We start from the raw sequence: 20,377 nt of genomic DNA, 5'->3' as shown, positions 1-20,377 counted from the left end.
TAGCCCTGGGCTACGCGCCTCGCGCGGTCAGAGTTTCTCCGTCAATTCCGGCACGATCTTGAACAGATCGCCGACCAGGCCGATGTCCGCGACCTGGAAGATCGGGGCGTCCTCGTCCTTGTTGATCGCGATGATCGTCTTCGAGTCCTTCATGCCGGCGAGATGCTGGATCGCGCCCGAAATGCCGATCGCGACATAGACTTCGGGAGCGACGATCTTGCCGGTCTGGCCGACCTGATAGTCGTTGGGGACATAGCCGGCATCGACCGCGGCGCGCGACGCACCGACCGCGGCGCCGAGCTTGTCGGCGAGCGGCTCGATCACCGCGTGGAAGTTCTCGCTCGAGGCGAGCGCGCGGCCGCCCGAGACGATGACCTTGGCGCTGGTCAGTTCGGGGCGTTCGAGCTTGGCGATCTCCGACCCGACATAGGTCGACACCGACTGCTCCAGCCCGGCGCCATCGGTCGCGACGACCTGCGCAGAACCGCCCTCGGGCGCGGCCTTCTCGAACGCGGTGCCGCGCACGGTGATGACCAGCTTCTTGTCGCTGGTCTGCACCGTGGCGATCGCGTTGCCGGCATAGATCGGGCGCGTGAACGTATCGGCGCTTTCGACCGACAAGATATCGCTGATCTGCATCACGTCGAGCAACGCGGCGACGCGCGGCGCGATGTTCTTGCCGTTCGAGGTGGCGGGCGCGAGGAACGCGTCGTGATCGGCCATCAATTTGACGACCAAAGGCGCGACCGTCTCGGCCAGCGGGTGTTCGAGCGCGGCATTGTCGGCGGTCAGCACGTTGCTGACCCCGGCGATCTTGGCAGCCTCGGCGGCGACGGCATCGACACCCGACCCGGCGACCAGCAGATCGACCTCGCCGAGCTTGGCAGCGGCGGTGACCACGGCGAGCGTGGCGTCCTTGACGGTCTTGCCGTCATGTTCGACCCAGACGAGCGTCTTCATTTGGCGACTCCCAGAGCCTTGAGTTTGGCGACCAGCTCATCGACATCGGCGACCTTGACGCCGGCGGTGCGCTTGGGCGGTTCGACAACCTTGAGCGTCGTCAGCCGCGGCGCGACGTCGACGCCGTAATCGGCCGGCGTCTTCTGATCGAGCGGCTTCGACTTGGCCTTCATGATATTGGGCAGCGAGGCGTAGCGCGGCTCGTTGAGGCGCAGATCGGTGGTGATGATCGCCGGCAGCGACAGCTTCTCGGTCTCCGACCCACCATCGACTTCGCGCGTCACGGTGACGCTGTCGCTGGTCAGTTCGACCTTGGAAGCAAAAGTGGCCTGGCCGACGCCGAGCAGGCCCGCCAGCATCTGGCCGGTCTGGTTGTTGTCGTCGTCGATCGCCTGCTTGCCCAGGATGACCAGATCGGGCTTCTCGGCATCGACGATCGCCTTGAGCAACTTGGCCACGCCAAGCGGCTCGATCTTCTCGTCGCTGACGACCAGGATCGCGCGGTCGGCACCCATCGCCAGCGCGGTGCGCAAGGTTTCCTGCGATTTCTGCTCGCCGATCGACACGGCGACGATCTCGGTCACGCCCTTGTCCTTCAGGCGGATCGCTTCTTCGACCGCGATCTCGTCGAACGGGTTCATCGACATCTTGACGTTGGCCAAATCGACCCCCGTCCCGTCCGCTTTCACGCGGGGCTTTACGTTATAGTCAAGCACGCGCTTGACCGGCACCAAGACTTTCATTCCATCCACTCCTGTGGTCCCAACTCCTTCCCGGGGAGGAGAGGAGGAGGTTAGAAACTCTATCACCTTCTCCCTTTATGGGAGAAGGATACCGCAGCTTGGCGGCGCAGCCGCCTAGCGGAGGTTGGATGAGGGTGAGCGATTGCCTGGGCAATCGCGCGCTCGCAAGTGCGAGCGCTTACCCCTCTCCCAGCTCCGACTAGGGCCGCGCAAGAGCGCGACCCAAGTCTGCGCAACCCTCTCCCACAAGGGGAGAGGGAAAAGGCCGTCAAGCCGCCTTCTTTACCTCAGCCACGATCTTCTGTGCCGCGTCGCCGAGATCGTTGGCCGGAACGATCGCCAGGCCCGAATTGGCCAGGATGTCCTTGCCCTGCTGGACGTTGGTGCCTTCGAGGCGAACGACCAGCGGCACGCTCAGATTCACTTCCTTCGCCGCGGCGACGATGCCCTCGGCGATGATGTCGCACTTCATGATGCCGCCGAAGATGTTGACCAGGATCCCCTTCACGTTCGGATCGGCGAGGATGATCTTGAACGCCGCTGTGACCTTTTCCTTGTTGGCGCCGCCGCCGACGTCGAGGAAATTGGCCGGGAACATGCCGTTCAATTTGATGATGTCCATCGTCGCCATGGCGAGGCCGGCGCCGTTGACCATGCAGCCGATATCGCCGTCGAGCTTGATGTAAGCCAGGTCGTATTTCGACGCCTCGAGCTCGGCGGGATCCTCTTCGGTCTCGTCGCGCAGTGCGAGCAAGTCCTTGTGGCGGAACAGCGCGTTCGAATCGAAGCCGACCTTGGCGTCGAGCACCATCAGCTTGCCGTCATCGGTGACGGCGAGCGGATTGATTTCGATCTGGCTGGCGTCGGTGCCGAGGAACGTGTCGTAGAGCTTGCCGGCGACCGAAGCGGCCTGCTTGGCGAGATCGCCGGTCAGGCCGAGCGCGGCAGCGACGGCGCGGCCGTGATGCGGCATGAAGCCGGTCGCGGGGTCGACGTCGAACGTGTGGATCTTCTCGGGCGTGTCGTGCGCGACGGTCTCGATGTCCATGCCGCCTTCGGTCGAGACGACGAACGCGACGCGGCCGGTGACGCGATCGACCAACGCCGCGAGGTAGAATTCCTTGGCGATGTCGACGCCGTCGGTGACGTAGAGGCGGTTGACCTGCTTGCCATGCTCGCCGGTCTGAACCGTGACGAGCGTGTTGCCGAGCATGTCGGCAGCGGCGGCGCGGACGTCATCGAGCGTCTTGGCCAGGCGGACGCCGCCCTTGGCGTCGGGGCCGAGTTCCTTGAACTTGCCCTTGCCGCGGCCGCCGGCATGGATCTGGGCCTTCACGACATAAAGCGGCCCGGGCAGCTTCTTGGCGGCATCGACCGCTTCGTCGACGGTCATCGCGGCATAGCCGGCGGGCACGGGCACGCCGAATTTCGCGAGCAGTTCCTTGGCCTGGTATTCGTGAATGTTCATGAAGGGCCTTCTCTCGGCTTTTTCGAAGAAAGGGAATGGGGAGGCCTTAAGCACAGCGCGAACGATGAATCCACCCCCGCTCGCCTTGACCTATCAGTAGTTCTATAGCGCGCGCGATGACCTGGTTCCTCGGCATGCTGTTGTTCCTCGCTACCGTGATCGCGATGGAGGGGTTCGCCTATGTGATGCATCGCTGGGTGATGCATGGCCCCGGCTGGTTCCTCCATGCGAGCCATCACCGCCCGCGGGCCGGCCGATGGGAGCTCAACGATCTCTACGCGGTGATCTTCGCGGTGCCGTCGATCCTGTTGCTGCTCGGCGGCGTCGATCTCGGCTGGTGGTGGGGATGTAGCTGGATCGGCGCGGGAATCGCGGCGTACGGCGCGATCTATTTCGGCTTTCACGACGTCATCGTCCATCGCCGCGTCGCCACCCGCTATCTGCCGCGATCGGCCTATATGAAGCGGATCGTCCAGGCGCATCGGCTGCACCATGTGGTCGAGACCAAGCGCGGCACGGTCAGCTTCGGTTTCCTCTGGGCGCCGCCGCCCGAGACGCTCAAGGCCGAGCTCAACCGCCGCGGCAATGTCGGCGTGCGCGCGCCGGCCGGCGACCTCGCTCGCTAGATATCGATATCGACGCGCGGTGATCCTCGACTGGCATTTCTATGCGCTGGCGATCCCGGCGGTGCTGATGCTCGGCCTGTCCAAGGGCGGGTTCGCGGGACTCGGCGCGCTGTCGCTGCCGATGCTCGCCTTCGTCATCTCGCCGGTCCAGGCGGCGGCGATCCTGTTGCCGATCCTGATCGTCCAGGATGTGGTCGGGGTCTGGGCGTTCCGCCGCACGGTCGACTGGCGATTGCTCGGCTGGATGATGCCGGGGGCAATCCTCGGGATCGTGCTCGGCTATCTGTTCGCCGCACGCTTGTCGGAAAGCGCGGTGCTCGGCGCGGTCGGCGCGATCTCTTTGCTGTTCGGCATCTACCGGCTCTGGGCGGACCGCAACGGCCCGCCGCAGATGGCCAGGGGACTTCCCGAGTGGCTCGGCACGCTGTTCGGAATCGCCTCGGGCTTCACTAGCCAGATCGCGCATGCCGGCCAGCCGCCGTTCCAGGTCTGGGTGGTGCCGCGCCGCCTGCCGCGCGACGTATTGGTGGGGACGACCGCGATCTTCTTTGCCGCCGTCAATTGGATCAAGGTGCCGGCCTATGTCGCGCTCGGCCAGTTCACTCATGCCAATCTACTGACCGCCGCCGCGCTCCTGCCGGTTGCGATCGCCTCGACTGTCGCCGGCGTCTGGCTGGTGCGGCGCGTTTCGGCGGAGCGCTTTTATGTCGCGATCTACCTGCTGATGGTGCTGGTCGGCGCGAAATTGCTGTGGGATGCCTTCGCCTGACGGCCCATCGGTCCGGATCGGCCGGGTCTTTGCCAAATGTTAAGCGCGGCTAAGCATAATGTGCGTCATGGACACGCATTCGTTCGGATCCGATCGAGCGACTGACGGTGACGACGATCATCGCCACCAGCAGCGCGTGCCGATCGTCATGCGGGCGCGATTGCGCGACCGGCATTCCAACAAATATGATGTCCGCCTGCTCGATCTGTCGGTCACGGGATTCCGCGCCGAGGCGCATTATTCGCTCGATGCGGGACAGATCGTCTGGCTGGCGATACCCGGCATGCAGGGACTGGAAGCGACGATCGCCTGGCGCCAGGGCCTGAAGATCGGCTGCAGTTTCCGCCAGCCGCTCTACCCGCCGGTGCTCGATCACATCGTCAAGACGTTAGGGCATTAGCGCTTTTTTCGTGCTCCAGCGCGTCGATAGCCGGCCTCTCGCCGCGGCAAAGCCGCGTCGGACGGCGCCCTTGGCGCCGCCGGCCGGGCCAGCGTCTCTCCCGGGAATAGCGGCTGCTATTCCGGGGGCCGCTTGGCCTAGTCGAACAAACTCGACACCGAACTCTCGTCCGCAATCCGCCGGATCGCTTCGGCGAGCAGCGGCGCGATGGTCAAATGGCGGACCTTGTTCGCGGCGGCGATCGTGTCGTGGTTGCCGATCGAATCGGTGATGACCAGTTCCTCGAGCACCGATCCCTCGACCCGCGCGATCGCGCCGCCCGACAGCACGCCATGCGTGACATAGGCGACGACGCCCTCGGCACCTGCTTCCTTCAGCGCGGCGGCGGCGTTGCAGAGGGTGCCGGCCGAATCGACGATGTCATCGATCAGGATGCAGAAGCGCCCTTCGACGTCACCGATGATGTTCATCACTTCGGATTCGCCGGCGCGCTCGCGGCGCTTGTCGACGATCGCCAGCGGCGCGTTGTCGAGTCGCTTGGCCAGCGCACGGGCGCGCACCACGCCGCCGACATCGGGCGACACGACCATCAAATTCTTGCCCGAATGGCGCGCCAATATGTCGGTCGACATCACCGGCGCCGCAAACAGATTGTCGGTCGGGATGTCGAAAAAGCCCTGGATCTGCCCGGCATGGAGGTCGACCGAGAGCACGCGGTTGGCACCCGCGACGGTAATCAGATTGGCGACCAATTTGGCCGAGATCGGGGTGCGCGGGCCGGGCTTTCGATCCTGGCGGGCATAGCCGAAATAGGGCAGCACGGCAGTGATCCGCTTGGCCGATGCACGTCTCAGCGCATCGATGCAGATCAGCAATTCCATGAGGTTGTCATTGGCCGGGAACGACGTCGACTGCAGCACGAAGACGTCCTCGCCACGGACATTCTCGTTGATCTCGACGAAGATCTCCTCGTCGGCGAAGCGCCGGACGAGCGCATCGGTCAGTGGCAGTTCGAGATAGCCGGCAATCGCCTTGGCCAGCGGCAGGTTCGAATTGCCGGTCATCAGCTTCATTGGTGCTCGCCCCTTCGAGGTTTGCGCGCCTCCTTAGAAGGGAGTCTGCAGCCGGTCCAGCACCCCGCGTTCGGTGATGTAACCCGTGACCAGCCGCGCGGGCGTGACGTCGAAGCCGGGGTTATAGGCATCGGACTGGGTCAGGCGCACCGTTTCCAGCCCGTGATCGGTCGCGCCGGTGATCTCGGTCAGCTCGGCGGGCGAGCGTTCCTCGATCGGGATCGCATCGCCGCTCGGGGTCGCGGCGTCGAAGGTGGTATAGGGAAGCGCGACATAGAAAGGCACGCCGGTATCGTGCGCGGCGAGCGCCTTCAGATAGGTGCCGATCTTGTTGCACACGTCGCCATTGGCGGTGACACGGTCGGTGCCGACGATCACCGCGTCGACCTGGCCGCGCGCCATCAGCAAGCCGCCAGCATTGTCGGCGATCAAGGTATGCGGGACGCCATGGTTGCGCAGCTCGAACGCGGTCAGCAATGCGCCCTGGTTGCGCGGCCGCGTCTCATCGACCCAGACATGCAGGGGCAATCCGGCATCGTGCGCAAGATAGATCGGCGCGGTCGCGGTGCCGTAATCGACCGTCGCCAGCCAGCCGGCGTTGCAATGCGTCAGGATATTGAGCGGACGATCGGGGTTCCTGGCATGGAGGTCCCGCAGCAGCGCCAGACCGTGCTCGCCAATCGAGCGGCATAATTGCTCGTCCTCATCGACGATCGCCTGGGCGCGCGCGAACGCGGCGGCGGCGCGATCGGCTACCGGCAACGCGCGTACCGCGGCGGCGACCTGGTCGAGCGCCCATTTGAGGTTGATCGCGGTCGGGCGCGTCTCGTGCAGGCGTGCGTATGCGGCATCAAGCGCGGCATCGCCGGGATCGGCGGCGATCGCCATCGCCAGGCCGTAGCCGCCAACCGCGCCGATCATCGGCGCGCCGCGCGTCCACATGTCGCGGATCGCGACCGCCGCGTCGTCCTCGCTCCTGAGTTCGACCCAGCGCACTTCCCAGGGCAGCTGGCGCTGGTCGAGGATGCGCGCGCCCTTGCCATCGGCGGTCGGCATGATCGACCGCGTGCGTTCGCCGTCCAGGATCATGGCAATATCTCGGCAAAGCCGGCCACATCGCCCTGGCCGGTATCGCGGTCGATCAGCAGCGCGCGCAGGCCGGCCGATTTCGCCGCATCGGTCTCGGCGGCAACGTCGGACACGAATAGGATATCGGCAGGATCCACGTTCAGCGCGGCGGCAATCTTGGCATAGGATTCAGCTTCGCGCTTGGGGCCCGTATTCGTATCGAAATAGCCCGATAAATAGCCGGTCAGGTCGCCCGCCTCGCTATGCCCGAAGATCAGCTTCTGCGCCTCGATCGATCCCGAGGAATAGATGCAGACCTTGATCCCCGCCTCGCTCCAGCGTTTCAACGCCACGGGCGTGTCGGGATAGACATGCGCCTTGAGCTCGCCGGCTTCATATCCTTCGCGCCAGATGCGCCCCTGGATATGTTTGAGCGCGGTTTCCTTGGCGTCGACATCCATCCAGGCGAGCAATGTGGCGACCGGATCACCCGGCGGCATCGCGGCGATCACCGGCGCGAGTTCCTCGCAATGGATCGGCACCCAGCCAGGAATGCGCGCGCGGGCATAAGGGAACAGGACGTCCGCCACATAGGCGATGCTGGTAGTCGTCCCCTCGATATCGAGCAGGATCACTTTGGGCAGCGTATCGGTCATTGCGGACTCAGGAGGATCGGTTGGTCTTCGGCTCGCCGGCACCGCCATTGTGCCGCGGGAAGCGGTCGGCGATCGTGTCACCGGTGAATTTCGCGACCCAGCCATCGGGATTCTCGAACAGACGGATCACGGTGAAGCTCGGCTCGGGACCCATGTCGAACCAGTGGCGCATGCCGGCCGGAACCGAGATCAGGTCGCCGGCGGTGCACAAGACGGCGTGGATGCGGTCGTCGTCGGTGCGCAGCGTGAACAGCCCTTCGCCGGCGACGAAGAAGCGAACCTCGTCCTCCGAATGGCGATGCTCGGACAGGAATTTCTCGCGCATCGCGGCGCGATCGGGATGGTCGGGCGTCACGCCGATGATGTCGACCGACTGATAGCCTTGCTCGGCCTTCAGTTTGTCGATCTCGGGCGCGTAAGCGGTGAGCACGGCGTCGGTCTCGGCGCCGGCGGTGTCGCGCAACGGCCAGCGCTCATAGCGGACGCCTATCCGCTTCAGCGCATCGCCGATCCATTTGGGGTCGCTGGTGTCGAGCACCGGAGTATCGCCGTCATCGGCGGTAAAGACGCGAAGGCGAGTCATGACGCGCTCTCCCTGAAACTGCGTTCCGCCAGTTCGGCGGCGATCAGCCATTCGACGGCTTCGAGCACGCGCTCGGCTTCGTCAAGGTCCTTGCCCCAGGCATAAAGGCCATGGTCACGGATCAGATAAGCGGGCGCCGCGCCGGGCCGTGCCAAGGCCGGGGCGATTGCGGCTTCGATCACCGTCATGTCCTGACTGTTGTCGACGATCGGCAGCGCGATTTCGGTTTCGTGCGTGGTCTGGCCGGGAAACACCTTGAGCATTTCGTGGCCGACGAAGTTCCAGGCCTTGAGGTCGCGAAAGGCGCGGGTCAGGCCGACCGCTTGCGGCGAATGACCATGGAGCACGGCGCCCGCCGCCGGAAACTGGCGATAGATCGACAGATGGAGATGCGTTTCGGCCGACGGCCTGCCGGTGCCGACGACATGGCCATCCCTATCGAGACGCAACACGCCCTCGTCGCTCAGCCGTCCCTTGTGCCAGCCCGACGCGGTCACCGCGAAGCCGTCGTCGAGCCGGACCGAATAATTGCCTGCCGTCGCCGGCGCCCAGCCGCGCGCGTCGAGGCGGCGGCCCACCGCGATGATTCCGGCCCGTGCGGCGTCGAAACTGGTCGTCGTCATGCCGGCCACTTACGGCGAGTCACGCCGGCACGCCAGCGCGCCGTGGCTCAGGCAAAAAATCGGGCGCCGCTCCGGATAGAGCCGCGCCCTTAGGGGAGGAAAGTGTCATCGGCCGACCACGCTGCCGCTCGGAGCAGTCGGCGAAACCGAAATGGTAACCGGTGTCAGATTGAAGCGCAAGCAGGTAAGGCACTTGCCAAGCGCAACATGATACGGGCAGCACCCCGTTCCAGGTCGAGACGGGACTGGCCTGATGAAGTATCGATCGATTGCGATCGCACAAATCTCTGCTTCTTTGAGACGCCGATGCTTCGAGTGATCGGACCGCAACGGCCGGGAAAACATCATTGATACCGGTGTCATAAGTTTCTATCGATCGGATGCCCGCAAGGGCTTGGGAGAGTCGGCCGCCAACGAGCGTCCAGATGCGAAAGAGAGCGGCATGGCGAGCAACAAGCGGGTGGCATTGCTGGCGGCGGTTTGTGCCGCGGCGATGATCGGGTCGGGCGCGAACGCGCAGGAAGCGCCGCCCAAGCTGCTGTTCCATGTTTCCGCAGACAAGACGCTGGCCGCCGACACGGCGAGCGGCGAGGCCGTGCCCAATTTCCAGTCGAAGGTCGCGATCGTTCCCACCGGCAGATCGGGCGGCGCGATCGAGTGGCAGGATGACGGCTATGTCGCGTGGAAAGCACCGGGCAATATCTATGCGCGGCGCGGCACGCTCTCCTTCTTCTGGCGCTCGCGCACCCCGGTCGGCGAAGCGCCGTTCGTCCTGTTCCGCGTGGGCTTCGCCGACCACACCAGCTGGGACATGGCGTTCCTCCGGATCGACTGGAACGGCCACGGTTTCGACGCCTTCGTCACCGACAACAACCTCGCCCGAGAACGCGTGTCGTTCCGCATGGATACTTTGCCCAGCCCGACCGACTGGCATCATATCGCCTTTGCCTGGGACGAGGCGGTCGGCGTGCGGCTGTTCGTCGACGGCAAGGAAGTCGCGCGCAAGGACCAGAAAGCGGTGCTCGACAGCGGGCTCGACCAGTTCGGCCTGGCCGGGCGGATCATCTCGCCGCATCAGGTGCAGAGCCGCTACAACTTCATGCGCGGCAGCGATGTCGACGAGATCCGAATCTACGACCGGATGCTCGATGCCGGCGCGGTCGCCGCGCTCGCCAGCAACAACGCGCCGGCCGACGACAAGCCGGTCGCGAGCGACGAGCGCACCGCCTTCCTCCATCGCTATGGCTTCGACGGCGCCTCGCCGCCGCTGCTGACCGCCGACAAGACCAGCATCCGCAAGGTCGAGTTCGCCGACGCCAAGGATCTCAAGGAATGGATGTGGAAAGGCGTCGACGGCATCGCCGAGACGACCTGGCCGGGCGTGTACAACCGTTCGCGCCTGCCCGGGCGTGACGATTATTTCGAGCTGCCCGACTGGAACGTCTATGTCGAAGGCGGCAAAAGCTACGAATTGACCGTCCCCGCCAACGAGACCGTCAACCGCGTCGAGATTCGCGGCGCCGCTTATGGCGCGCTCGATTACGCGGCAGACGGCAGCAACTATGTCTCGCTGGCGAAGCGGCCGCAGGGCGCCGAGAAAACGATCACCAGCTTCGGCGACAAGATCGGCGGCAAATTGCGCTTCACCAATATCGCCCAGGAAACGCCGATCCAGGAAATCTGGGCCTATGACGTCAAGCAAGGCGCCGAGCCCAAGGGCACGTTCAAGCTCAGTTATGTCGTCGATTCGAAGACCGCTCCGGCCTTCGCCAATGTCGCGCCGCTGACCAAATATATCAGCGGCCGCTTTCCCGCCGACGAGCGCGCCACCGTCGTGGCGCTGCCGGCCAGCGCGGGACACGCCGCGCCCGGCGCGGGCAGTGCTACCGAAGTCGGCAATGCCGAGCGCGGGCGCAACGAGGCGCCGATCGTCCATATCCTGATCCCGTCGGATTTCGGTGACGCCTTCCCCGGCAAGCCGCTGGCGCGCGCGTGGAACTACACCTGGGCCAACGCCCATGACGGGCTCGACGGCATCGCGCTCGACCTCCCGGCGCTCAAGGTCGCGGCGAACAAGGACGGGGTGATCCCGCTCAATATCCGGATCAAGGACCCGATCTGGCCCGACCGCGATTTGATCGACGTGACGATATCGGTGAAGCCGGGCCAGGCGCGGACCTTGTGGCTCGACCTGCGCGATCGCCTCCTGACCAACGATCCCTTCTACATCACCGTCGCCAGCGCCTCGCGCGATTTCGGCGCGGACTCGCTCGACGGGATGAACGTGCGGCTGGTGTTCAAGGACCGCGACGAAGCGAAGAAGGAGCATGTCCTGGATCGCTTCAACCAGGTGAAGGACAATTGGGGCTTCCTGGTCGAAGAACATACCGCCTCGGGCCGCGAAGGGTTGTTCCGGCGCGTGAAGGGCGACATCACCGACCTGCTCCGCATCGATCCCGACAATCTCGAAGGGCGGCGTTACTGGGCCGATATCAGCTACGGCGCGACGGGCATGCCGCCCTTCACCCAGCCGACGCCGCCGGCCGGCGTGCCGCTCTGGGCATTCCGCCAGCTCGAGGATCTCAAGCTCACCCGTCAGTTCGTCGATTGGTGGATCGATAACCGCCAGGTGCCCTATGGCGATTTCGGCGGCGGCATTTCGGACGATGTCGACTTGCTCGGGCAATGGCCCGGCCTGGCGCTGATGGGAGTCGATCCCGACAAGATCAATGCCTCGCTCCGCGCACTGTCCGACTCGGTCTACACCAACGGCATGCGGGTCAATGGTCTCGGCTACATCACCACCGACGAGCTCCATGCTTATGAGGAAGGGCTCAATTCGGACGCCGAGCGGCTCTATCTCAATTGGGGCGAGCCGAAGGCGGTCGAGCGGTTGATGGCGACGGCCAAGGCGCTGACCGGCATCATCCTCAAGAACCCCGCCGGCCACATGCACTTCGCCAGCAACTGGTATGGCGGGCGCAAAATCTATCGCGAAGGGCCGTGGGAATGGCAGAAGCCATACAGCTTCACCGTCCTGCACGCGCCGATCCTGATGGGCGTGTACAATGCCAATCCCATCGCCACGGGCCTGGTGACGGGCGTGGTCGACGGCTGGATGGCGCATGGCAAGAAGGGGCCCGACGGCAATTGGACCTATCCCAACGAGATCAACTGGCGCACCGATGCGGAGCGCGCCGGTGACGGCGGCGGCGTAGGGACGCCCTATCAGTCGATCTGGGCCGCCTATCGCTTCACCGGTGACGACAAATATCTGATGCCGATCCTCAGCCGGACCGCCAAGAACGGCGCGGGCTCGCTCAACGACCTCAACGAGAATATCGTCGCGGCGCTCGGCAGGGCCGATTGGGGCAAGGCGCTGGCCGGATCCAAGAGCGATTTCGGCCGCATCGCCGGCTGGGACACGACCGGGAACCGCAAATTACTCGAAGACCAGGCGGCCGACGCGATCGCGTTCAAGTCGCAGCACATGTCCATGTACACCGAAGGCCATTGGTGGACCGACCGCGTCGACATGCCCAACGATCTGCTGCAGCGGCAGCGGCTCGGCGGGATCGCGTTGGTGCGCAACCAGACCTATCCGGGCAACACGGTCAGCTGGCGTTTCGCCAATCCCGGCGCGGCGGAAACGGTCGCGATCCTGGTGCCCGGCGCGACCACCGGCCATTTCAAGGTGATCGCCTATAACGCCAGCGATGCCGCGCAGCCGGCGACCATGTCGACCTGGAACGTGACCGCGGGCAAATGGAAGATGACCGCCGGGACCAGCGCGTCGGACGGCGACACCGCCGACGGCACGCCGGTCGCCAGCGAGGTCCCGCTCGAGCGCAGCGGATCGGTCGAAGTCAGCTTCGCGCCGCACACCACGACCGTGCTGGAATTCACGCTGGAGACGCCGGGTGTGCCGACCGAGCGCCGCGCGGATCTCGGTATCGGGGTAGACGATGTGAAGGTTGCCGGCCGTACGGTCGAGGTGACGGTGCATAGCCTCGGCGCGCTTCCGGCCAGCGGCGGCCGCGCCGAACTGATCGACGCGACGGGCAAGGTTGCCGCCAGCGTGGCGGTGCCGACGCTCGACGCGCCGACCGACCTGACGCCGAAGACCGCCGCTGTCCGGATGCCCTCGCCGGCCGGTGCCGGGGTGGGCTGGCGCGTGCGGGTCGCGCTACCGGACGGTGCGCCCGAAGTGACCTGGCTCAACAATGTGGTGGCGCTCCCTGCTGCGACCCGGCGACGGTGATGGCCAAAGATCGAGGGAAAGGAGCATGATCGGGCGGCGCTGCTTCCTGGCCGGGGCGACAGCGGCTACGACGGTGGCGGTCTTGCCCTTGGCCCATGCCGCGGGTGATCGGGATGCCGCGCTGCGTGCGACGCTCGACGGGTTGGCGAAGCTCGACAGCCCCACCGCCAAGCTGAAAAAGGTGGAGGGATTCGACAAGCAGGGCCTGTCGCCCGGCGCGCTGCTCGATCTCGAGGCGGCGCGCGAGGGGCTGGCGATCGACGCGCGGATCGCGGCGATCATGCCGTTCGGGCGGCTGGGGCGAAGTCCCTATTCGATCACGCCGTCCAGCGGAGCATGGCGCGACCTCGCCGCGCCCGATGCCGCAGACCGCATCGCGACCGATAGCGCTGCCGTACGCGAGGCGGCGGCGGCCGGGATTATCCTGCCGCGCGACGCCCTCGACCGTACCATCGCCGGCCTCTCGACAGCAGCAGCCGGCGCCACCGGCGCCGTTGCCACGGCGCTGGCGGAGCAGCGCCTATTGTTGTCGTCGCTGGCGCCGCGGGCCGGAGAGCCCGGAGTCGGCCGGCTACCGCACGGCGCCGACTATTTCGGCCTGTTGATCGATCGCCAGTTCGGCGGACGCGACGCGGCGGCGATCCATCGCCGGGTGATGGCCAAGGCGCGGGACGTGGCGGCGGAAGCAGACGAGTTGCTCGCGCGATTGGGCTATGCCGGCAAGACGACAGGCGAGCGCTTCCACGCCGCCTTTCGCGATCCGCGCTTCCTCTATGCCGACAGCGAAAGCGGCCGCGATCGCGCGGTTGCCGACATGAACCGCTGGCTGGGCCGCGCACGGGGGCGATTGCCGCGCCTGTTCGAGTCGCTCCCGCCGGAATGCGTGAACGTCGCCGTGCGGCGAATGACATCGGCGGAAGAGGCTGCGAAAAAAAGCGGCTATCGCGTCCTGCCGTCGCCCGATGGTGCGCCCGGCAGCTATTTCGTCGATCTGTCCGACATTCGCCGCCGGCCCGACTGGAGCCTGGCCAGCGTGGTCCATCACGAATTGCTGCCGGGCCATATGGTGCAGATGCCGCTCGACACGCGCGCGCGACCGCATGCTTTACGCACTGAATATACGGCGGGGTTCTCCGAAGGCTGGGCAATCTATGCCGAGCAATTGATGGCGCGGCAGGGCGCATTCGCCGGCGACGACCGCGCGCGGCTCGGCTTTCTGCACTGGATGATGTTCCGCCTGGGCAGATCGGCCATCGATACTGGTATTCATGCCGAGCGATGGTCCGTCAGGGAAGCGCGGGAGACGCTCGAGAAGATGCAAGGCGAGCCAGCCTTTTTCGCAACGTTCGATCAGGACATCGAGCGGGTGTGCCTGGAACCCGGCGCACGCGTCGGAGAAGCGCTCGCCTGGCTGGCACTAGCGGATCGCTGCGGTCGGGGTTCAGTCGCTGGACTAGTCCGGCGGCATCGGGCGGCGGTCGCCGACGGGCGCTTGCGCCTGTCATCGCTCGATCGGCGGCTGGCCGCGCGGACGGCGGGACGAGCGATCAGCGGATAGCCTGTCCCAAGGGCGACCCCGGCGAGCGTTCCCCGGAATGACGGCTGATCGTCATGTCGCTCGCCCGGAAACAGATCGGGCGCCGCCTCATGAAGAAGCCGGCGCCCTTAGTGGAGCAAACCAGCCCCGGCTTAGTGAGTGTAGCGCAGCCCGAACATGAAGGTGCGGCCGAAGTGATTGTTCTCGTAGTTCCGGTCGGCCTCGAGATCGACGTAGCGGTAGCGATAGGCGTCGGTCAGGTTGGTGCCCTCGACCGAAACTTCGAAATTCTTGGTGAGTTTGTAGCGGATTGACGCGTCGACATTGGTGATCGAGTCATAGCCCTCGAGCACATTGCCGGTGGCCGAGCCGTTGTCGACGAACCCGCTACGATAGGCGATCGACGCGCGCGCACTGAACTTGCCATCGTCATAATAGAGCGTTCCGTTGAGCGAACGCTTGGCAAGGCCGTAGAGGGTCGATGACGTGACGAACCCTGCATAACCGCCATTGGGTACTGTTGCCGGACCGTTGACGTTATAGTTGATGTTGCTCGATATGAGCGTCACGTTGGCGATCCCGCCGAAGTTGCGCAGAAAGCCGGGCAGGAAGCGGAACGGTCCCTGCAACCCGATCTCGACGCCGCGCACCCGACCGCCGGAGGCGTTGCCGATCGTCGAGATCGTCCAGAGCTGCCCCTCGGGGTTGGACGCCGCCGGCGAACTCGCCAGGATGACCGACAACGGCAAGCCGGTCGAGGCGAACGTGCCGGTGCGCGTCGTCGAGATTGGGAAGCTCTGGATGTTCTTCTGGAAGAAGGCGACCGACAGGACCGATTCCTTGGCGAAATACCATTCTGCCGCGGCGTCGAGCGCGGTGGCGCGGAACGGATCGAGGAACGGGTTGCCGAAGCTGACCTTGTAGTTGAATCCGTCGACCGACCCGCCCGGCGTGAGATTGCCCAGGCTCGGGCGCGTCATCACCTTGCTGATCGCGCCGCGGAGAATGAGGTTCTTCGCCGGGTAGAAGGCGACGTTGAACGAGGGTAGCCAGTCATCGTAGTTGCGCTGCACCGTCACCAGGGTGCCGCTATTATAACCGGTCGACGACTGGTCGGTCGCGACATAGCGGACGCCGCCATTGAAGGCGTAGTCGAGGCCGAGCAAAGTACCCTTGGCGTCGAACTGCAGGTAGAAACCCTTGTCGGTCTCGCGAACCGACCGGATGTTGGTCTGGTTGGGCACCGCGGTGCGTGAGTACAGCTTGGTGTAGGCGGTGGCCGCGGGCAGGTTCGCCACCACCCACGAATTGGTATTGCCCGCAGGCTGGCCGGCATTGCCCAGATTGAACACTTCGGTCAGTGCCGAGGTCACCGGGAAGCCGTAGACTGCCGCCGAGCCGAACACGTTCGACGCCGAACAGGTGATCGTACCCAGCACGACGTCGGGCGCCGCGGCCGGCTTGGTTGGGCAGACGACGGTATCGCGCGCCGCTTCATAGAGGTTGAAGTCGTAGCGGCGATAGACCCCGCCGGCGCGGATCTTGAATCCGTCGGCGACGTCCCAGGTCGTCTTGAGCGAGACCGTGCGGAACTTGTTGGTCGTGTTCGACGGCCGGTCGCGAATCTCGGCGAGCTGGAAATTGGTCGGATCGGTGACGCTGGTACCGAAGGTCAGCTTTGGCGACTTCATGTTGGTATAGTCGTAGCTATACCCCTGCGCGTCACGGTCATCGAGGATGATCGTCGTTTCCTGCGGGATGTCGGCGTCCGATTTCGACAAGCCGGCGAGCAATTCGATATGGATCTTGTCGCCGATGTCCTGCTTCCAGTTGCCGCTGAACTGGTAGAAGGTGGTGTTGAGCTTGCGCTGATAATGTTCGACGCGGACCCAGGCGTCGTTGATCGTCGCTTTGATGAGATTATTATTCGAATCGATCGTATAGTCGGTGACGTCGATCGACCGCTCGTTTGAGCGGAACAGCACCTCGCCCCAGCGCTCCTCGCGCAGTTCCTTGTAGCGCGACCATAGGCCGTCGAACGAGATCTTGGTGCGATCGGTCGGCGCCCATTGGATGCTGCCGGTGATGCCCAGTCGCTCGCGGTTGTGCTCGATCAGGCCGTAACGCGGAATGCGCGGGTGGAATGCCAGCGCGACGGCGTCGCACGCCGCGACGCGTCCGTTAGTGTAGGTGCCGCCGGTGTTCCGCACGGCGGTGTTGCTGGTCGCCGACGTATAGAAGCACGGGACGCCGTTGACCGAGTCGAAGCGCGGCCCGTTAACCCAACGCACGCTGTTGTTGCCGAGTTCGAACTGGTCCTGCTTGCTATAGGCGGCCGACAGCGACACACCGAACTTGCCATCATCGGATTTCCAGCCGATCAGCCCGGCAACACGTGGGCCAAGGTCCTTCGACAGATCATTATACTGGCCCTGTGCGGACAGCGCGAAGGTCAGCCCCGGCTTGCCCGCGAGCGGGTTGCCGGTGTTGAGATCGACCACTGCGCCCAGCGACCCCTCGTCGAGTTGCGGTTCCGCGGTCTTGTTGACCACCAGCGAAGTGAACAGTTCAGACGCGAAGACGTTGAAGTCGAACGCGCGTTCGCGGTCGGCGCTGGCGCCGTCGCTGGTCGTGGTCAGCGCCTGCATGCCGTTGACGCGGACCGCGGTAAACTGCCCCGACAGGCCGCGCACGGTGATCGACCGGCCTTCGCCGCCGTCGCGCTGGATCGAGATGCCCGGGATGCGCTGGAGCGATTCGGCGAGGTTTTGGTCGGGGAATTTGGCGATATCCTCGGCAACGATCGCATCGACCGAGGAGACTGATTCGCGCTTCAGGTCGAGCGCCTTGTTGAGCGAGGCGCGAAAGCCGGTGATGACGATATCGGACGCCTTGTCGTCGGTGCTCTGGTCGGCGGCCGCGGGGGCCGGCGCTGGGGTTTCCTGAGCCGCTGCGGCGGTCTGGTCGGCCGGTAGGGTAGCGGGCTTGTCGGCGGCGCAGGCCCAGCCCGGCTGCATCAGGCCGAAAGCGAGCGCGATGGTCGACCCTCCTTGCGCCATCCGCACGATGCGCACTGCCAACGGTTTCGCTCGGTCTTGCATTATCGTCTCTCCCCTGACTCATGTCGCCATGACACCGGTTGTTGCACCGCGTGCCGCCGGACCGCGCAACAGGTTGGAGAGTTGGTTGTGGGTGGTGTGCCCCTTTTTCCCTCTCCTGACGGCTGCCGGCTTTCCCACCGGTCTTGCCGCTGTTACCTGTCTATTGGTAACCGGTGTCAACGACATGCGACGAGGAGATAATCATGTCAATACGTATCGCCATCGCGGCTGCAGCGGCGTTGCTCACGCAGGAGGCGGCGACGCCCCGAATGGTCGTGATCGACGGAGAAGCGGTCAAGCGCGACGAGCCGCCGCCGCACGGCAATATCGGGATGAGCACCGCCTATCGTTACAGCGACGCGGTGCCTGGCCGCGCGATGGAGTTCCGCAAGCGCGTTCTCCATGTCGGCGCGGCGATCGGCGCGCACAAGCTCGCGCACGACGAAGTCTATTACGTGCTGTCGGGCGAAGGCGAGGCGTTCTCCGGCGACCGCATTGCGCCGGTGAAAGCGGGCCAGGCGATCTATTTCTTCGACGGCGAGACGATGGGGATAAGACAGAAAGGTGCGCAGCCGCTGGCGCTGATCATCAGCTATCCGCTGGCGGTGCGGACGAAGAACTGAGATTCGGCTTGGTTGCTAGGCCGTGAACCCATAAATGCCCGCATCAGTACAAGGGCTGAGCGGCTGAAAATGGGTGGTTTGCTGCCTGTCTCGTTTCCACTGCAAAGCGAAGTTAGCTGCCGTTGCTGGTGCGCTAGAGAACAATGTCTTGCGTGCCGACGCCGCTCAAACGTTCGTCCACGAATTTCACCGCCAAACCTAGGCTTGGCTCCCAAGTGCAGTCGAACAGCAAACCGACGACTCGCTCAGGCGGCTTCCCAAAGGATTCCTGAATGATCACTTCTGACGGCGTCACCAGATGAGATAAGTCTTTGGCGCTAGCGATCTCAGGTGCACACTGATCGGCGAATTGCGGGCCGAAGCGCGCGCGCAAATCCGGCAAATTCTCACGATAGTATGCGAAGATCGCATCTCTCGCAGTGTCGGTCATTTCCACCTTGCACTGCTCAAAAGCCGCATAAGCCTGTCTTTGGGCCGCGCTTATGTCAGCATGTTCTTCGCACGGAATTATCAAACGCGTGTGAGCAAGGTCACCGAGGAAGGGCCACTCGCATTGGCCGACCCACCCAAATTCATATTCGAGGTCACCAAAAAGCGCGTCGTTCACGAACTCTCCTCCGCTGTGGCCGCTGGGGTTTACGTCTGTTCGAAGATTGTCCGCTATTGGGTTGAGCTACAACCATTGAATGCGGCAAATTCTGGGTCGCCTGCCGACAGACCGCTTTATGAGTCTACAGCCTAGACTCCTCCCCGGCGAAGGCCGGGGCCCAGTATCGACGTGGTGGCGACGGTATCCTGCCCAAATGAGCGTGTCGCGACTGGGCCCCGGCCTTCGCCGGGGAAGCGCATTTCAATTCCATCGAATCAAGGCTTAAGCGACAGCCAGCCATCCGCGGCTCTTCGCCCATGCGACGAACAATTCGGGCCAGGCGGCGGCCGGCTTGCCGACGATACCCCGCAAGCCGAACCCATGTCCGCCTTCGCCGAACAGATGGAGTTCGACCGGCACCTTGGCCGCGCGCAATGCCGCGTGGAGCAACAGGCTGTTCTCGACCGGCACGGTCGCGTCGTCCTCCGCGGCGCAGAGGAAGCAGGGCGGGCAGGCGGACGTGATGTTGCGGTCGGGCGAGTGCGCCGCGATCAGCGCAGGCGAGGGATCGGGACCGAGCAGCGCCTGGCGCGACCCGGCATGCGCGACCGACAGGTCCATCGACACCACCGGGTAGATCGGCGCCGCGATCATCGGCCGCGCCGACAGCGCGTCGGCGGCGTCGACGGGCTCGTACGTCTTCGCCGCGAACCGCGCCACGAGGTCGGCGCACAAATGCCCGCCTGCCGAAAACCCCATCGCGCCAATGCGGTCGGGGTCGAGCCGGTATTTCGTGGCGCGCGACCGGATCAGCCGCATCGCCCGCTGCGCGTCCTGCAGCGGCACGTCGGCGCGGTTCGCCCAACCCTCGCCGGGCAGGCGGTAGAACAGGACGAACACGGTGACGCCGCGCGCGGCCAGCAGGCGGCCGATCTCATAGCCTTCCTTGTCCATCGCCATCCGCACGTACCCGCCGCCGGGAAAGACGAGCAGCGACGCGCCGTTCGGCTTGGCGGGACGGAAGACCGCCATACGCGGCGTCGATACGCCGGCGACTGCGCGGTCGTTGAGCTTGGCGGTGTCCTTGCTGCGTTCGGTGGTGACCTCGACCGGCGGTTTGGCCGGCATGCCAGGCGCTTCTTTGGGCCACAGGTCGATCGTCTCGTCGGGCTGCGACAGGGTCAGCGGCAGGTTGCCCGGAGCGGCCGGGAGCGCGGTCTGCGCTGCTGCGCCGCTCGCCGCCACCGCCGCGCCCACTGTCGCGAACAAGGCGGTGCGGCGGTCGAACTCGGTCATG

Annotated in this window: 17 protein-coding genes; 6 read left to right on the top strand and 11 right to left on the bottom strand. The window is 65.0% G+C overall.

Going from position 1 to position 20,377, the window contains the following annotated elements; translation table 11 throughout:
• Positions 1-27: 27 nt before the first annotated feature.
• The 3 genes from AC1DRD_RS09755 to sucC form a co-directional block, all read right to left on the bottom strand.
• Positions 28-960 (bottom strand): electron transfer flavoprotein subunit alpha/FixB family protein, encoded by a 933-nt coding sequence (locus AC1DRD_RS09755; RefSeq protein ID WP_478041244.1) that lies wholly within the window; start codon positions 958-960, stop codon positions 28-30.
• Positions 957-1,703: an electron transfer flavoprotein subunit beta/FixA family protein gene (locus tag AC1DRD_RS09750; RefSeq protein ID WP_478041243.1), complete on the bottom strand. Its 747-nt coding sequence runs from the start codon at positions 1,701-1,703 to the stop codon at positions 957-959. Before AC1DRD_RS09750 ends, AC1DRD_RS09755 begins: the two co-directional genes overlap by 4 nt.
• A gap of 268 nt (positions 1,704-1,971) precedes the next feature.
• Positions 1,972-3,171, bottom strand: coding sequence for an ADP-forming succinate--CoA ligase subunit beta (sucC, locus tag AC1DRD_RS09745; RefSeq protein WP_478032521.1), 1,200 nt, complete (start codon positions 3,169-3,171; stop codon positions 1,972-1,974).
• A 116-nt stretch (positions 3,172-3,287) separates the two neighbouring features.
• On the opposite strand from sucC, the gene AC1DRD_RS09740 reads away from it, so the two are divergent.
• The 3 genes from AC1DRD_RS09740 to AC1DRD_RS09730 all read left to right on the top strand — a co-directional run bounded on the left by AC1DRD_RS09740 (position 3,288) and on the right by AC1DRD_RS09730 (position 4,966).
• Positions 3,288-3,797 (top strand): sterol desaturase family protein, encoded by a 510-nt coding sequence (locus AC1DRD_RS09740; protein ID WP_478041242.1) that lies wholly within the window; start codon positions 3,288-3,290, stop codon positions 3,795-3,797.
• A 19-nt stretch (positions 3,798-3,816) separates the two neighbouring features.
• A complete protein-coding gene (locus tag AC1DRD_RS09735) occupies positions 3,817-4,566 on the top strand; it encodes a sulfite exporter TauE/SafE family protein (protein WP_478041241.1) in 750 nt (249 codons plus the stop codon).
• Between the two features lie 67 nt (positions 4,567-4,633).
• Positions 4,634-4,966 carry a PilZ domain-containing protein gene (locus tag AC1DRD_RS09730; RefSeq protein ID WP_478041240.1) on the top strand — a complete coding sequence of 111 codons (333 nt, stop codon included), beginning with the start codon at positions 4,634-4,636 and terminating at the stop codon, positions 4,964-4,966.
• A 137-nt stretch (positions 4,967-5,103) separates the two neighbouring features.
• Here AC1DRD_RS09730 and AC1DRD_RS09725 read toward each other — a convergent pair whose 3' ends face one another.
• The 5 genes from AC1DRD_RS09725 to mtnB are packed head-to-tail and all read right to left on the bottom strand — an operon-like array spanning position 5,104 to position 8,969.
• Positions 5,104-6,039 (bottom strand): ribose-phosphate pyrophosphokinase, encoded by a 936-nt coding sequence (locus AC1DRD_RS09725; protein ID WP_478032528.1) that lies wholly within the window; start codon positions 6,037-6,039, stop codon positions 5,104-5,106.
• Between the two features lie 33 nt (positions 6,040-6,072).
• Positions 6,073-7,128: an S-methyl-5-thioribose-1-phosphate isomerase gene (gene mtnA, locus AC1DRD_RS09720; RefSeq protein ID WP_478041239.1), complete on the bottom strand. Its 1,056-nt coding sequence runs from the start codon at positions 7,126-7,128 to the stop codon at positions 6,073-6,075.
• A complete protein-coding gene (mtnC, locus tag AC1DRD_RS09715; protein ID WP_478041238.1) occupies positions 7,125-7,763 on the bottom strand; it encodes an acireductone synthase in 639 nt (212 codons plus the stop codon). Before mtnC ends, mtnA begins: the two co-directional genes overlap by 4 nt.
• Before the next feature lie 7 nt (positions 7,764-7,770).
• Positions 7,771-8,346, bottom strand: coding sequence for a 1,2-dihydroxy-3-keto-5-methylthiopentene dioxygenase (locus AC1DRD_RS09710; protein ID WP_478041237.1), 576 nt, complete (start codon positions 8,344-8,346; stop codon positions 7,771-7,773).
• The gene (gene mtnB, locus AC1DRD_RS09705; RefSeq protein WP_478041236.1) at positions 8,343-8,969 is read right to left on the bottom strand and encodes a methylthioribulose 1-phosphate dehydratase; all 627 of its coding nucleotides are present in this window, start codon (positions 8,967-8,969) and stop codon (positions 8,343-8,345) included. Before mtnB ends, AC1DRD_RS09710 begins: the two co-directional genes overlap by 4 nt.
• Positions 8,970-9,411: 442 nt before the next feature.
• On the opposite strand from mtnB, the gene AC1DRD_RS09700 reads away from it, so the two are divergent.
• Both AC1DRD_RS09700 and AC1DRD_RS09695 read left to right on the top strand, forming a co-directional pair.
• Positions 9,412-13,230: a LamG-like jellyroll fold domain-containing protein gene (locus tag AC1DRD_RS09700; protein WP_478041235.1), complete on the top strand. Its 3,819-nt coding sequence runs from the start codon at positions 9,412-9,414 to the stop codon at positions 13,228-13,230.
• A gap of 25 nt (positions 13,231-13,255) precedes the next feature.
• Positions 13,256-14,788 (top strand): DUF885 family protein, encoded by a 1,533-nt coding sequence (locus AC1DRD_RS09695; RefSeq protein WP_478041234.1) that lies wholly within the window; start codon positions 13,256-13,258, stop codon positions 14,786-14,788.
• Positions 14,789-14,919: 131 nt separating this feature from the next.
• On the opposite strand, the gene AC1DRD_RS09690 is transcribed toward AC1DRD_RS09695, so the two are convergent.
• Positions 14,920-17,868, bottom strand: coding sequence for a TonB-dependent receptor (locus tag AC1DRD_RS09690; protein WP_478041233.1), 2,949 nt, complete (start codon positions 17,866-17,868; stop codon positions 14,920-14,922).
• 203 nt (positions 17,869-18,071) lie between these two features.
• Between AC1DRD_RS09690 and AC1DRD_RS09685 the strand changes: the two genes are divergently transcribed.
• The gene (locus AC1DRD_RS09685) at positions 18,072-18,491 is read left to right on the top strand and encodes a cupin domain-containing protein (protein WP_478041232.1); all 420 of its coding nucleotides are present in this window, start codon (positions 18,072-18,074) and stop codon (positions 18,489-18,491) included.
• Between the two features lie 133 nt (positions 18,492-18,624).
• Here the strand turns inward: AC1DRD_RS09685 and AC1DRD_RS09680 are convergent, their stop codons facing one another.
• Both AC1DRD_RS09680 and AC1DRD_RS09675 read right to left on the bottom strand, forming a co-directional pair.
• Positions 18,625-19,098, bottom strand: a complete 474-nt coding sequence (locus AC1DRD_RS09680) for a DUF6985 domain-containing protein (RefSeq protein ID WP_478041231.1) — start codon at positions 19,096-19,098, stop codon at positions 18,625-18,627.
• Positions 19,099-19,362: 264 nt separating this feature from the next.
• Positions 19,363-20,376, bottom strand: a complete 1,014-nt coding sequence (locus tag AC1DRD_RS09675) for an alpha/beta hydrolase (RefSeq protein WP_478041230.1) — start codon at positions 20,374-20,376, stop codon at positions 19,363-19,365.
• Position 20,377 lies beyond the last annotated feature (1 nt).

It is taken from the genome of Sphingomonas sp. P4_G2 (genome assembly GCF_056401155.1).
Note: the sequence above shows the minus strand (reverse complement) of the source record. Positions and strands in the feature narration are given on the sequence as shown.